This window comes from Halorubrum tropicale (assembly GCF_001280455.1).
Lineage (GTDB): Archaea > Halobacteriota > Halobacteria > Halobacteriales > Haloferacaceae > Halorubrum > Halorubrum tropicale.
On record NZ_LIST01000008.1, the window covers coordinates 61,682 to 75,615 of the forward strand.

Consider the following 13,934-nt stretch of genomic DNA (forward strand, 5'->3'; position numbering starts at 1 on the left):
CGGTGAAAACGTTCACCGGATCGACGCTATTCGAGCCAGTACCCGATAGAAACAGCCGAGATTACGTTCTAACAACTATAAAATATCCAGAACTATTACAATATCTAAATTTATCTAGCGAAATATAACTCAGCAACCAGTGATGCCTCTCTCGAAGGGCTAACCCAGACTAAGTTCTAAATGAGTGTGATCAGCTCCCTGTCCAGCCAATCAAGAAACTGGCTGAGCGTTACCGTGGCTTCTTGCTTACTGAACGAACATGTGGCTGAAGCCTTCATGAGGCCATCTACTGATTAACCGAACACGGATCGTGTAGCGATCTAAGACAAGTTTGAGGCATCCTCTCCTTCCAGGTGGTCACGGACCACGCGTTCGAACTCACCGCTCGTCATCTCGTAGCGGGTGTAGGCGTCGGCGGTGCGTTCGCGGTCAACAGTCGTCACCACGTCGCCATCAGCGTACACGCTCCAGGCATCTCCGTACTGGACCCCGACACCTATGAATCTAATTTCGGCATCGTACGCCGACTCGAGTCGGGAGACGACCGGTGGGACGAGTACGCCATCCGAGAACCGCGGCGGACTGTACGGCCGGAGGTCGTGTTCGCGAAACTCTGTTATCGCGTCGGCCCACCAGTCCGGAAGTTCGTTGATGTCGACGCCGTCATAGGGCTGGTCGCGATCTAGCCAGTCTCGGTGGTCGCTGCTGTCGGTGCGCGTCTCGGTACCGTCTCGTCGAGCCATCGTGTCTAATAAATGGATTATATTTTCTGCCGTTCCGGATGGTGCGAACCCGAGAGAGGCAATACGTGTCGGGACACGATGTGACTCTGTCGGGTCAACCTCGACAGCTTCGCCCGTCAGCGCGACCCCGTCACCGTGGCCGTTACTACAGTTTGATGTAGAGTTCGCCTTCGTCTACGCGGACATCGTACGTCGGGAGGCGGTACTGGTCGCTCGCGGTGTGGGATCCATCAGTAATATCGAACTCCCACCCGTGCCACGGACAGGCGACGATCTCGCCTTCACAGGACCAGATTAACTCATCTTCCTCGTCGACGTCAAGCGTCCCGCTCAGGAGGCCTTCACAGGCCGGTCCACCTTGGTGGGTACAGTAGTTCGAGAGTGCGTGGAAGTCTCCGTTGGAGTGGAAGACCGCAACTTCACGCCCCTCAATGTCAACGATGACTCGCTCGCCTTCATCAAAATCGTCGACGGAAATGACGTGATGTAGGTCGTCTCGGTCCGTTATGGCGTCGTGGGCGTCTTTGGCTGCCATGGTTAGTCGAAGTACAACCGTTCTGCGGTCTTGCCGTAGATATTCTGAATCTCTTCGTTCGTGAATTCAGAGCGGAGAATTTTCAGCAGTTCGTCTGTGTTGTCGAAATCGAAGTGCGGGTAGTCCGATGAGAACATCAGGCTATTCTCACCTTCGAAGAGACGGATGATCTGATTGAGGTACTGCGGATCGTCCGCTCCCTCGACGGGCTGGCTGGTGAGGTAAAATTGATCTTTGAGGTACTCGCTGGGCATCTTATCCAGCATCGGGGCATCCCATTTCGCGCCCATGTAATCGTGGTCAAACCGGCGCATGAAGTAAGGGTACCAGCCGAGACCGGACTCTTGAATGACAAAGTCGAGGTCAGGGAACCGTTCAGGGACGCCCCGCGTCAGCATGTCCGCCAGGTTCGTCTGGTGCATCATGTTGTGCGACGTAGCGTGGACGGGCAGCGCACGGTTCATCTGCTGCCACGTCTGTGGGAACCGAGTCATCATCGTCCCGGCAGCGTTGTGCATCTTTATTGGAAGCCCGGCACGCTCACAGGCGTCGTAGAGTGGGTAATAGGACTCGTCGCCGAGTAGCGGATCGACCGACCCGCTCGGAATCATCACCGCAACGATACCGTCCTCGTCGGCCCGCCGCTCGACCTCTTCGGCCGCTTTGGTCGGCTTCTGAGGGGCTACAAGCGCCGCGCCGTACAGTCCCTCGTCAGGGTCGATGATTTCGTCAAGCAACCAGTTGTTGTACGCCGTTGCGAGCGCCGCCGCCAAGTCATCGTGGTGGACGGCGCCGAGGTAAAGGTTCTGTGTCGGCGTGATAATGGCTTTATCCCATTCGATGAGGTCTTTTCCCTTCTTGATGTCGTCGACTGTCCGGACAGTCTCGGAGTCCGCCTTCCCCATCGTCACGGAGTACACCATCCCGTGTGCGGGATAGACTCGCCCGAGGTAACCGTAGTCGTCACCACTCTGGCTGTTCAGCATTTCGTCGAATGGGCTTTCGAGATACGGGAGAATGTCCGATTGCCGCTCCGTCAAGTGGAAGTCGGTGTCGACGATGATCTCAAGATCATCGAGCGACCGCACCGTCTGTTTCGCTGTCGAACTCATCAGATCCATCGTGGTCGATAATGTATATATAATCGGGGGCGATTAGCGACCGTGAAACGCCGAATAACGGCGTTTCTGGCCGTCTTCGTCGATCGCGATTTCCAAGCCCAGAGGGAGAGACAGCATCGCACGGCATCTCCCTCGAACAGGCCATTGCCGACACGCATCCCGATTTTTCAAATATTTGTTCACTCATCGGAAACGATTATACGATCCTGTTCTCTGATAGGGAAGGTATTTTACGCTCGCCATGTGGTCTATAGACCGATGGAAGACTGGATACCTGGTGGTACAGACCCAGATATCGAAGGATCGACGATACAGAGTATCGACACCTCGTTCGCTATCATTACAGCACTTCGGGAACGAGACGGAGCGGGCGTGACCGAATTGGCCGAAGTGACAGACCTCTCAAAGAGTTCAGTACACAAGCACCTACGCTCACTCATGAAACACGGCTTCGTCGTGAAAGATGGTGATGAGTACCGCCTCGGACTCCGTTATCTCGATTTGGGGGCTCACGTTCGCGCACAGATACCGGGGTCGACAGAAATAAAGCACAAACTCCGCGAACTGGCGAGCGAGACGGGTGAGAGTGCCCAATTCGCGGTTGAAGAGCGTGGCCAGACAGTCGTCCTCCACCGCGATGTGAGCCACGGTGGCGTCTACTCGCGGGGACGCGTCGGACGTCGCTTCTACATACACCAAACTGCCGCAGGCAAGGCTATTCTCTCGCAGTTCTCGGATCTGTGGGTGCGCGAAATCCTCGAACGACACGGCCTCCCGAAGGCCACGCCGCACACCGTCAGCGACGAAGCGGCGCTGTTCGAAGAACTCACAGAAATCAGAGAGTGCGGCGTCGCGTTCAACAGCGAAGAAAGCACCGAGGGTCTCCGGTCTGTGGCTGTTCCCGTCACTGGACCCGACGGCGACGTCCTCGGTGCCTTCGCCGTCGCTGGGCCCACCCACCGAATCACCGGCGAGCGGTTCGAGACGGAGATTCCAGATCTCATCCGAAGCGTCGTCAACGAACTTGAATTGAATCTCGCGTATTCCTGATACTTGGAGACTAGACGGCCAATGGCCTCTCGAGCAGTTTAGCGGTCCAGAGAGCGCTTCGACGAGGGTGTTGAGCAAGAAATAACCAATCAATTGATGGATCTATCTTCGATTTACACCGCTGGAGCGACCATATCCTCGGTTGGGTGTATTGTGCATCCGTGTTCGGTTAAGACTGTGAGTGGCGAATTTCCAAGCAGCACACACTTCCCGATTGAATCAGACCGCCCGAATTCAATCATTCATCCACCACCCAAATATTACTGACAGTGTTAACCGAAAATCAGATTCTGGACGCCGGAATATCTGATGACCAAACTGGCGAAGGTTCGGCAGATTGAGGCCGACAACTTCGTGTTAGCTGCCCCCAGGGTGACTGGACTGGTCCGACGAGCACTTCGGAGACGCTCTGGAATCGTGTGCTGTGGCTCAAAATTGGATGAGCCTCTACGATGTGGTCGAACTAGCCGAGGAGTACGTTTCACCTGTCGAAACAAAGCGCGACTGATCGGCGCTCAGCCCAATCGGCCGTTGTCGCCGTTCCAGTAGTGCCAGTCGTCGACTGTGTCCCGAGTGTCCTGATCGACGTTGAGCACTTCGAGTTGTGACAACGGGACACTGAACTCTCTGTCCATCCACTCCACGAGGACGACTTTCTCACCACAACTGACAACTTCGTCCGTAATCCCGACGACAGGCACCGCTTCGCCCTCGCACAGCGGTGAGCTCGTTCGCTCCTCGATACACCGCGCTTGGAAGGGGAACGTCATCTCGCGTTCGAGGTGGTAGCACCAGCTGATTGCTCGCTCGTCTGCGGGTACGCGTCGGTGAGGATCTCCCTCCGAATGCGTTTGTCCCGCTGTTCGTCCGTCTCCTGTGTCATGGTCTCTTTTCGTCAACGACTGCAGCCGTGTCGGTCGACGTGATCACGTCGCCGTCCAGCACCTCGTCGAGTCTCTCAGGCTCATAGACCTCCTTGACGATACAGTAGTAGTGCGATGGCGTCCCGAAGTCGTGATGAGCACGTCGACGTACCCCTCTCGAACAAGGTAGGCGACAATCTCACGCAGCCCCGACGAAATGATATTCGAGGTACACGTGAGGTAGATTGTGGCATCGGTGTCTCGCATTTGTTCCGCAATGTCGATCGCTTCCGCAAGTTGTGTCGCCTGAAAACCAGTTGTCCGATAAGCTTCTAGCATCTCCTGAAAATCGAATTCTCCACGGAAGTCATAGCCCTCAACGTCTGCTGTGGCTAACTCCTCGTCACTTCCGGGAACAACGTGTTCATGAGACTCGTCGTCCATACGAATATTTTACCAGAAGGAACTTTGAATCGTTCGAGATTGGTCGGCGTTTCTAATGACCCCGCAGTGGATTAGGTTCGTTCTTCAGTTAGCACTCCACGCCGATACTTCATGTGAATATCAGAGGTAGTGGAGGGAATACGTCGAATGCGCTCCCAAATGGAGGTCAACTTCCATTGGGGCATACTACCAAAACGGTGAATTTCTCCTCGGAAAGATCGAGACTACCTCGTAGGAGAGCAGCGATCGATGTGGTGGTTCACTTCACACTCGTAGGTCTCAGGCTCCACTGACCAGTTCCATCCCCTCCCGAACGGCCTCGCGTTGCCCGAGGAGTGTGACGTGGTCGCCGCGCTCAATAACCGTCTCCGCGCCGGGGACCTCGACCGACTTCCGGTCCCCGTCACTGATGACGGCAATCAGACAGCCGTCGGGTAGCATCGACCCTACCTCCTTAACCTCCTTGCCGAAGAACGCCTCGTTGGTGACTTCGAGCTGTTGGACATCGCCGTTGTGACCGACTTCGGTCATCCAGTGGGCCAGGTCCGGCCGCTCGATCTGGTTGTCGAGGGCCCACGCGGCCGACATCGCGGCCGAGATGGTACCCACGCCTAAGTCTTCGAACGCATCGACGTTGTCGGAGTTGTTCGCCTTCGCTATGACGCGTTCGACATCGAAGTTCGTCTTTGACAGCTGTGCGACGAGGAGGTTCGCGTCGTCGTCGCCGGTGGCGGCGACGACGATTTTGGCGTTGCCCGCCCCCGCTTTCCGTAACAACTCCGTGTCCGTTCCGTCGCCGATGACGGTGGAGAAGCCGTCGTTTCGAAGCGATTCGACCGTCGCCTCATCGTGCTCGATGATGACGACGTTTTCGCCGCGGTCTTCGAGGCGCTCGGCGAGCGCGCGGCCCACCTGTCCGCCTCCGACAATGATGACTCTCATGGGTATGACGTTGAGGTACTGCGCGATGTAGCGTGCCAGTCCGCCCTGGACGAGGGCGGTAACGAAAATGACCAGGAACACCGTCCCGATCAATAGGTCCGCCTGCTGTGCGAGGGCAGGATTGTTGAGCTCGATGGCGGCTGCTCTGAGATCTGTGGCGAATAGCGTCGCGACCGACGCCGGGATGATCCCGCGCGGCCCGATAGCGCTGATGAAAACTCGCTCCGAGAGAGTGAAACGGTCACCCACGGTTGACAGGAACACCAAGAGCGGCCGGATTACCACGGCAACGAGCACCACCACACCGATCCCTGCGAGGCCCACATCGAATATCGCCGCTGGCGGCAACTGGGCGGCGAGCGCGATAAACACAAATGCTAACACGAGAAGCGTAATATCGCCTTTGAAGTTGGTGATGTCCTCTTTGTATGGAATGTCCATATTCCCTAGAGCGAGACCGGCAGTAGCGGCAGCGGCAACACCGGCTTCACTTGCTAGCTGGTTCGCAGCGGCAAACGCGGCCAACGCGCCGGCGAGCACGAGCAGTCTCGCGTTCCGCGGCGCCGCGCCAGGAGAGAGGTCCACGTACCGAAGCAGGTAGTAGAGGACGCCCGCGACGATGAGGCCGACAAGGAGTCCGTCGCCAAGTCGGAGCGCGAAGCCGCGGACGAGGCCCTCTGCGGTGACCGTCGGATCTACGGCTTCGAAGAGCACAACGGCCGTGATCGCGGCAGTCACGTCGTTGACGATCCCTTCGGTCTCGAGGACCGCCGCGACTTGGTCTCTGACCGGAACGACCTCGAGAATCGGGGAGATGACTGTCGGCCCCGTGGCGACGAGCAGCGCACCGATAACGAACGAGAGCGTCCATGGTAACCCCTCTAGGAATCGGACTGCTACTGCGGTGCCGACCAGCGCGATGACAGCACCGATCGTCACGAGCCGAATAGCTGCCCGTGGTGCCTTCTGGATGCGCTCAAACTCCAAATGGAACGCGCCCTCGAACACAATGATCGCGACCGCGAGCCCAACGATCGCTGAAAGGGAGGTCCCAAATGTCTCGCTGGTCACGATCCCGAGTCCCGGTCTCCCGATGACCACCCCGACCAACAGAAAGAAGATGATGCTCGGTACTCGGAGCCGAGCCGCAAGAATTTGTGCAAGGACACCAAGTCCGATGATCCCCGCAACCAGTGGTATCAGGAACTCCTGTGCCACACTGGGGTCACCTATGTGAATGACTACTAATCTGCCGGGATAAAAGGTGGTTGGTCCGTGGTTTTCATCGCGTTAAGCCAGAACAGCTCTGGTGAAATCCTCTTGTTCGTCTCTGGTGGAATCCTCAAACAGGGATATGTTCGTAGAATCGTGGTGAGGATTTCAACAAAGCCACCAGAACATGAGGCGGTCGAATTTACCAGATGTGTTTGTAAATCGAGCGGTCATTGTAGAGTTAATTCAGGCGAAAGCGAAGGCTTTGATTCGTAGTTGAGATGTTGACGGCCTACGCGCTGTATTCCTCGACGTACTCGCGGGCCGCCTCACGGATGACGTCCTCAGGGCCTTCGACGCATTCGCGGCGGAGGTCGGGGTACTGCCCGTCGAGCGCGCGGGCGACGTGCCCGTCGAGGTCGGCAACGGCCTCGACAGCCATGCCCTCCAAGTCCTCCGAGAGGAGGCTGGCAACGGCCCGACTGACCGCACAGCTCCGGCTCTCGAAGGCGATCTCCTCGATGCGCCCGTCAGTGATCGTCACGTGGAACTCGCCGTCGTCGCCGCAGGTTGTCTCCTCAGAGGACTTCACGAACGTCGGGTCGGTGAGCGCACCTGAGCTGCGAGGGCGGTGGTAATGGTCGCTGATACTGTCGTGGTAGCGGTCGGAGGCGAGGTACGCGTCTAGGTCATCGCGCGCCGAGTCGACGACCTCGAGGAGGCGGTCCACGTCTGCGCAAGTGTTATACACGTAGAAGGATGCGCGGGCGGAGCCGGGGATGTCGAGCCGGTCGTGGAGCGGTTGCGTACAGTGGTCACCGGCGCGGATGGCGATGCCGCGGTCATTTAGGAGACTAGAGAGGTCGTGCCCGTGGACACCTTCGACGTTGAACGAGACGAGGCCGGTGCGCTCCTCGCCGACACCGGGGCCGTACGCCCGGACGAACTCCCGGTCCGCGAGCTCTCGGAGGAGGTACTGCGCGAGGTCGTTCTCGTGGTCGCGGACGGCGTCCATGCCGAGCTCAGCGAGGTAGTCGACGGCCGCGCCGAGCGCGATGCCCTCCGCAATGGGAGGCGTGCCGGCCTCGAACTTCCAAGGCAGCCCGTTCCATGTGGAGTCAGTAAGCGTTACGTTCCGGATCATCTCCCCACCAAAAAGGAACGGGTCGAGGTCCTCTAGCAGCTCACGCTTTCCGTACAGCCCGCCGATCCCGGTCGGTCCGGCAAGCTTGTGCCCGCTGAACGCGAAGAAGTCCGCGTCCATCGCTTCCACATCGACGGGGCGCGTCGGCGCAGACTGGGCGCCGTCGACGATCGCGTACGCGTCGTGGTCGTGCGCGAGGGCTGCGAGGTCCGCGACGGGGTTGACCGATCCGAGCACGTTCGAAACGTGGGGTGTACAGAGGACCGCGGTGTCGTCGGTAACGATGTCGCTGGCGACCTCCATGTCGAGATGGCCGTCGGTCGTGACGGGAATGTGGCGGACGGTCGCGCCCGTGCGCTTGGCGATCTGCTGCCAGGTAACGAGCGAGGCGTGATGGTCCATCTCCGTCGCGACGATCTCGTCGTCCTCGTCGAGGTGTCGGCTGAGGCCGTACGCGACGAGGTTGATACTCTCGGTGGTGTTCTTGGTGAAGACGACCTCCTCGCGGCCGTCGGCGCCGAGGAAGTCGGCGACGCGATCGTGCGCCCGTTCGTAGGCGAGCGATGCCTCGTGGCTCAGCTCGTGGATCCCACGGTGAACGTTCGCGTTGTATCCCGCGTAGAACTCCTCGAAGACGTCGTACACTTGGCGAGGGGTGTGCGTGGTCGCGGCGTTGTCGAGGTAGGTGAGCGGATGTCCGTTCACGCGCCGGTCGAGGACAGGGAAATCCGCACGTATTGCTTCGGCGTCGAAACTCATGATACTACCAAGAAATCAATTCTGATTAAATAAACCATGGGTGAGATTGAGACTCAATGACGCAGTTGGCCGCGCTCACATGACTCGCGAGATTATCTACTTCTTCGCCGACACCCTGATCAATAATTCGAATCCGGCGGCTCCCTGCCAGCAACTGGGAAACGACCTACGGTAGAATGTACATGCTGCGTTCAGATGTTGCTTCTCAAAATCTTTGACTATATTGTCAATATATAAGTAAGGTTTTATACTTCGGCTACATACCGCTCGCTATGCGACATCTCGGACTTAAGATACGGATGGCCGTCGTCGGCACTATCCTTTTCGCGTTCTATTCCGTAGCCGTCGCTGTAGCGTGGTATTTCTTCGGGCAGAGTCAGAGCATCCTCGCGCTTGCCATTGTCGGCAGTATTCTTCTCGTGGGCATCCAGTATAAGGTTGGAAAGTGGGCCGCGCTCAAGAGCGTCGGCGCTGAACAGATGGATAAACAGCAATATCCAGAAATTTACCTGTTCGTCGAGAAGGTCTGTAATGAGAAGGATCTGAAGATGCCGAGTCTAAAGACCGCGAACATGGGCGTGCCGAATGCATTCGCGGTCGGCCGCCGCGGCAACGGGACCATCGTTGTCTCCCGCGAACTCATTCAATTGCTTGACCGGGACGAACTTGAGGGCGTCCTAGCGCACGAACTCGCACATATCGACAACCGCGACGTTATTACGATACAAATCGGCCAAGGAATCGCCTCGATCGTCAGCATTGTCGCACAGTACATTGTGCTGTTTACGGGCGACAACGACATCGTGGATTTCTTCCTTGCCATCGTAGTCGGGAACCTCGTACAGTTCTTCGTGATGCCATTTGTACTCGCCATCAGCCGACACCGCGAGTACGTCGCGGATGCCGACGCCCGCCGCGCAATCGGCTCCGGGGATCCGCTCGTTCGCGCACTTAAGAAGATCCACCAAGGAAATCAGCACGCCTCTCGATCTACAGATCAGCGTACTGGTAAACCAGTAAATCAGCGTACCAGCAGATACGAGAAACCGCGCCGCCGTGATCAGGGTTCCCACCAACAAGTGGCTACTCTCTGTATCTCTAGCCCTGATCGCAACCTCATACAGCGGGCAATGTCCACGCATCCACCGATGGAGAAGCGCATCCAGCGTCTCCTATCATAGATCCCTTTGTCTGAAATTGAGACTGACCTATGCCGAAATCGGCTTCTGACTCAAACCGTATGATGATCCCTGACAGATCTATCCCTGTGTTCATCAAATCGAGGGCAAACACCCTCCTGTCTCTGGTCTTTACGCTCGTGCTAGGTGGGACAGCCTATACAGGATTCGTGACTGGTCGATATGAATCAGTCCTGTTTAGTCTAGTAGCGATCGCGATTGTCATCATCCCAGCTGTAATAGCTCGCGACCCGACGGTGACGCCTCCATGGTACTTTCTACTTTTAATCTGCCTTCCCATTCTCTGGGACGTCAGGACTGTTTCCTCCCTTCGACTAGGAGTCGTCCCCAGTCTCTCTCTCGCGACCCTCGGCCTTCTGTTGATGGTCGAAATCCATTACCTGACGACGCTCCGACTGGCCCCGTGGTTCACCATCGTACTCACCGGTGTTTTCACACTCGCGATGGCGGCTGTCCTCAATATCGTCCGCTGGATCTCCGATGTTATGTTCGGGACGACGTTTCTGCTCAACGGGCGCACGCAGGACGCGATCAATACGGCGGTGATGATCGAGTTTGTTGCCGCTGCTATCGCCGGAGTCATCGCTGGCGGCATCTTCTATCTACACTTTCGACGGTCGTCAGTTTCGACTGATAATCAATTGCGGGTTGACCCGCCGACAGCCGGAACGGAGAGAAACGCTCAATCACACGTCCTGAGCGACAGGTTAGGTATCTCACCACAGCAGCAACGACAAGCCGTCCGCACGATGCAAGTAGGGTTAGCGCTAGTGTTTGGATGCGGACTCTGGACAGTCCAAGTTCCGCTCGTAATAAATTCGGGGGTTGCACTGGTCATTACCTTTGTCCCGGCAGTGATAGAACGGGACTACGGTATCCCAATCGAACCCGCACTCGCTCTTTGGCTAACTGGCGCAGTTTTCCTCCACGTTCTCGGGACCGTCGGGCTCTACGGCTTGATACCGGCATGGGATTCACTTACTCATACACTTTCGGCGACAGTCGTTGCCGCAGCAGGGTACACGTTCCTCAGGACGATCCACCTCCACGCCTCATCAATTCACTTCCCTCCTTGGGCGATGTTCGTGTTCACTCTCATGGTCGTCCTCGCGACCGGCGTAGTCTGGGAGATACTCGAGTTTGCCCTCGATCAAAGTGCGCTCCTCCTTGGGGTTGACCCCGTTCTCGCGCAACACGGAATTGACGACACGATTATCGACTTAATCTTTAATGGGATTGGTTCGATACTCGTCGCAATGTGGGGTACGGTGTATCTCACAACAGTTTCAAAGCGTCTCGCTAATCAGCTCGCACATTGACCCCTCCCGCGCCTAAAGGTGCGGGAATCATTGGGAGTAGCTTTTGATGAACACTTATATAGGTCCATTCGCAGCAAAAAAAGCGACGACACTTTCAACAAAGACCAGTAATCTGAAATTATATCCACTCATAATATCCCATATTCTGCTCAAAATAGGCCTCAGTTAGGTCCAGAAGTGGTTCAATATCTACGAAATCCGGAAGTTCGTTGAGAGCGTGTATAGCTCCTCTAAAATGCCTTGCGCCGTACTGGCAGAGTTCGGATTCGTCGTACTGTAGATATTCAATAGATGGCACAGACTTGTGCTCGTTCAATTCAAGGATGTTAAACGCATAATGTGCAGAACTAAGGGCCCGGCCCAAGTTAGCGAACTCGTCAGTAAGGGTAGTGTTGCCTCCTGCAAGCTTGGCTCCAACAGTTGTTGCGCCTTCACCTAATGTGCCAACGATCTCGTCAAGATATGTATACGTATCAATGGGTTGGGTTCGTGTAGTATTGAATGAATCTATCAAAGATTTTGATGTCCCAATGATAGCCTCAAGAGCTTTTTCGAATTGCGGATCATTCGCCTGTAAAAAGACTGTGTAAGCCGAGGAGTTGAGATAATCTCCCGCCAACAGCATTTTCACTGGGTCCCTAGTGAGAGAGTTGTGTTGACTCACGTGGAGTTGGTTGAACAGTTCACTTCGCAGTTGACAGTATCCGTGGAGTAGCTCAGTTGCGGCCGATGCCGATAATACTACATCAGCAATCGGTTGATCAGCAATTGTAGCATAAGAAAGAGCCACCAATTGTCCGTACCAACGGTCCGGACACGAGTCAATAGCTGAGTTAGCCAGACCTACCGACTCGTCATCAACGCTTCCTAACGCAACTTCTAGACGTTCGTCGATTGTGTTTCGCCGCTCGTCGATAGTTGATAGTGTAGTCATTCTGGTTCAATCTCACCAACGTATTTGGCACCATATTGTCGGCAGAAATGGTAACTTTTTTTGATGCTTATGGTAGATCATCCTAATAGTTCTAACCAATAGCTTATCGTCCATTTTGCAGGATAGCAGATTGACTGTATTGTCAGTATATATGTTTTTTGTTTTGGCTACGTGTCTTCTGTTTTGCCATACACTATGTTACCATGACTACTAGAGCTGTAATGTCAATCTTCTTGTGGACCGGACAGGAGAAGTACCAATCTGGTCTTAGATTCATACTGAAGGTGGTCTCAATGACCTGTAGACAAGATAGCGTGTAGTGAGAGTAGTCTTACACCGCTTCGAAAAGTCGTCATTGACCCGATAGCCAGGCAATTGTACTTAGCCCAACGTTTGTCCCTAGCTCCCGAGGTTTCGTCCAGCGACATATATTAATTGTTTTGTACACCAGAAATGCCTTTTGAAAAACCACCAGTTTAAATATTGAATAGATATTCAGTAACAGATAGGTCAATGTCAGAAACAGCCACAACAGACCAGACAAATACACGTCAGTACCTCATACTTGGGGCAGTTAGTACAATCATTTCGGTCGTTCTGATCCCAATAGCAGGGCTTGTCTCAATCTACAGTAGCTATAAAATCCATGGCAAAACACGAAAGTTGTACACTTACCTGATGGGCGGCATTGGTGCCGCCTCAGTCTTAGTTTGGATTGCGTACCTGATGACCCTGTGAACTAGCCTACCTTACCAATTTACAACCGTCTCCACGGTCGGGTGAGTATCCTAATCCGATATTCGAAAGACGGCAAAAATGGATCTGTGGGGATGCTACTCTTTAGATATTTCAGTGAACAAACTCACGAAACCTGATTCGACTTTTTATTCGGCGCATCAAATTCAAATAGTTCTTTGAGTCTTCCGTAGTGTTATTGATACGTAAACGGATAGGACGACTATGGCCTCATTACTTCCTCTAAAACCAACAGCCAGGTCAGCATCTGATCGTGGGTTAGAACCGAGACTCGTTGACTTCGAAGACAAATCTGCGGAACAGATTCTATCGGCAGTCGCGTCAACAACGGCCCGTCGTATCCTTAGTCGAATTTATGAAGAACCGACGACGGCGTCGGATATTGCTGCCGAGATCGACTCTTCAGTACAGAATATCAGCTACCACCTTGACCGGCTTCAAGACGCAGAGTTAGTGGAAGTGATAGAGACGTGGTATTCCGAGCAAGGGCGCGAGATGGATGTGTATGCTCCGACGAATAGCGCGCTTGTCCTTTTTGCGGGAGCAGAACGAACAACTCCGTCACTTACAACCGCGTTGCGTCGTGTCTTTGGCGCAGTCGGGATCGTCGGTGTTGTCAGTGTCATCGTCCACGCACGCTGGTCAGTATCAACACCCGTACCAGTGTCTCGGGGCGGAGAACCTCCACAGCCGGATCCAACTCTGTGGGAGACACTCGTTACGTTCGGAACCGGCCCGGGTGGATTCCTTTTAGCGGTCAGTATCCTTGTGATCTTGTCTCTCTTTGTGACGTGGTACTGGCGGACCTATCGTCCAACACGAAGTCACACTCACGCAGCGTGAGAGCGTTTCTAGGACTCAAAGACGCATTTGAATCTGGGATAGGACGATGTCTCCCCCCGCTAATGGTAGT

The 13,934-nt window shown here is 55.2% G+C and carries 11 protein-coding genes and 2 pseudogenes; 5 read left to right on the plus strand and 8 right to left on the minus strand.

Annotated features, from left to right (window positions below; genetic code table 11):
* Positions 1-320: 320 nt before the first annotated feature.
* The 3 genes from AMR74_RS15450 to AMR74_RS15460 form a co-directional block, all read right to left on the minus strand.
* Positions 321-743: a hypothetical protein gene (locus AMR74_RS15450; protein WP_053772947.1), complete on the minus strand. Its 423-nt coding sequence runs from the start codon at positions 741-743 to the stop codon at positions 321-323.
* A gap of 145 nt (positions 744-888) precedes the next feature.
* A complete protein-coding gene (locus AMR74_RS15455) occupies positions 889-1,278 on the minus strand; it encodes a Rieske (2Fe-2S) protein (RefSeq protein ID WP_053772948.1) in 390 nt (129 codons plus the stop codon).
* A gap of 2 nt (positions 1,279-1,280) precedes the next feature.
* Positions 1,281-2,390 carry an amidohydrolase family protein gene (locus AMR74_RS15460; protein ID WP_053772949.1) on the minus strand — a complete coding sequence of 370 codons (1,110 nt, stop codon included), beginning with the start codon at positions 2,388-2,390 and terminating at the stop codon, positions 1,281-1,283.
* Between the two features lie 267 nt (positions 2,391-2,657).
* On the opposite strand from AMR74_RS15460, the gene AMR74_RS17730 reads away from it, so the two are divergent.
* A complete protein-coding gene (locus AMR74_RS17730; RefSeq protein WP_077152382.1) occupies positions 2,658-3,449 on the plus strand; it encodes an IclR family transcriptional regulator in 792 nt (263 codons plus the stop codon).
* 515 nt (positions 3,450-3,964) lie between these two features.
* Here the strand turns inward: AMR74_RS17730 and AMR74_RS15470 are convergent.
* From AMR74_RS15470 to AMR74_RS15485, 4 genes and pseudogenes are all read right to left on the minus strand, one after another.
* Positions 3,965-4,332: pseudogene (locus AMR74_RS15470) on the minus strand (calcium-binding protein).
* 121 nt (positions 4,333-4,453) lie between these two features.
* Positions 4,454-4,756 (minus strand): annotated as a pseudogene (locus AMR74_RS15475) (deoxyhypusine synthase family protein); the annotation flags it as partial.
* Between the two features lie 279 nt (positions 4,757-5,035).
* Positions 5,036-6,916 (minus strand): cation:proton antiporter domain-containing protein, encoded by a 1,881-nt coding sequence (locus AMR74_RS15480; protein ID WP_053772952.1) that lies wholly within the window; start codon positions 6,914-6,916, stop codon positions 5,036-5,038.
* 286 nt (positions 6,917-7,202) lie between these two features.
* On the minus strand, positions 7,203-8,813 hold the full coding sequence (locus AMR74_RS15485) for a SufS family cysteine desulfurase (RefSeq protein WP_053772953.1): 1,611 nt from the start codon (positions 8,811-8,813) through the stop codon (positions 7,203-7,205).
* Positions 8,814-9,112: 299 nt separating this feature from the next.
* Between AMR74_RS15485 and AMR74_RS15490 the strand changes: the two genes are divergently transcribed.
* Positions 9,113-9,994, plus strand: coding sequence for a M48 family metallopeptidase (locus AMR74_RS15490; protein ID WP_053773001.1), 882 nt, complete (start codon positions 9,113-9,115; stop codon positions 9,992-9,994).
* Positions 9,995-10,053: 59 nt separating this feature from the next.
* Positions 10,054-11,331, plus strand: a complete 1,278-nt coding sequence (locus AMR74_RS15495) for a hypothetical protein (RefSeq protein WP_053772954.1) — start codon at positions 10,054-10,056, stop codon at positions 11,329-11,331.
* Between the two features lie 118 nt (positions 11,332-11,449).
* Here AMR74_RS15495 and AMR74_RS18725 read toward each other — a convergent pair whose 3' ends face one another.
* Positions 11,450-11,995 (minus strand): hypothetical protein, encoded by a 546-nt coding sequence (locus tag AMR74_RS18725; protein WP_139043025.1) that lies wholly within the window; start codon positions 11,993-11,995, stop codon positions 11,450-11,452.
* A 783-nt stretch (positions 11,996-12,778) separates the two neighbouring features.
* On the opposite strand from AMR74_RS18725, the gene AMR74_RS19245 reads away from it, so the two are divergent.
* Both AMR74_RS19245 and AMR74_RS17740 read left to right on the plus strand, forming a co-directional pair.
* Entirely contained in the window at positions 12,779-13,003 is a 225-nt protein-coding gene (locus AMR74_RS19245) for a hypothetical protein (RefSeq protein ID WP_077152383.1), read from the plus strand.
* Between the two features lie 222 nt (positions 13,004-13,225).
* Positions 13,226-13,864: an ArsR/SmtB family transcription factor gene (locus AMR74_RS17740; protein WP_077152384.1), complete on the plus strand. Its 639-nt coding sequence runs from the start codon at positions 13,226-13,228 to the stop codon at positions 13,862-13,864.
* Positions 13,865-13,934: the final 70 nt, after the last annotated feature.

What these genes read in the sequence shown, in the direction of transcription:
- AMR74_RS15450 (WP_053772947.1), bottom strand. Translation starts at nt 743, where the DNA reads ATGGCTCGACGAGACGGTACCGAGACGCGCACCGACAGCAGCGACCAC.
- AMR74_RS15455 (WP_053772948.1), bottom strand. Translation starts at nt 1,278, where the DNA reads ATGGCAGCCAAAGACGCCCACGACGCCATAACGGACCGAGACGACCTA.
- AMR74_RS15460 (WP_053772949.1), bottom strand. Translation starts at nt 2,390, where the DNA reads ATGAGTTCGACAGCGAAACAGACGGTGCGGTCGCTCGATGATCTTGAG.
- AMR74_RS17730 (WP_077152382.1), top strand. Translation starts at nt 2,658, where the DNA reads ATGGAAGACTGGATACCTGGTGGTACAGACCCAGATATCGAAGGATCG.
- AMR74_RS15485 (WP_053772953.1), bottom strand. Translation starts at nt 8,813, where the DNA reads ATGAGTTTCGACGCCGAAGCAATACGTGCGGATTTCCCTGTCCTCGAC.
- AMR74_RS15490 (WP_053773001.1), top strand. Translation starts at nt 9,113, where the DNA reads ATGGCCGTCGTCGGCACTATCCTTTTCGCGTTCTATTCCGTAGCCGTC.
- AMR74_RS15495 (WP_053772954.1), top strand. Translation starts at nt 10,054, where the DNA reads ATGATGATCCCTGACAGATCTATCCCTGTGTTCATCAAATCGAGGGCA.
- AMR74_RS19245 (WP_077152383.1), top strand. Translation starts at nt 12,779, where the DNA reads ATGTCAGAAACAGCCACAACAGACCAGACAAATACACGTCAGTACCTC.
- AMR74_RS17740 (WP_077152384.1), top strand. Translation starts at nt 13,226, where the DNA reads ATGGCCTCATTACTTCCTCTAAAACCAACAGCCAGGTCAGCATCTGAT.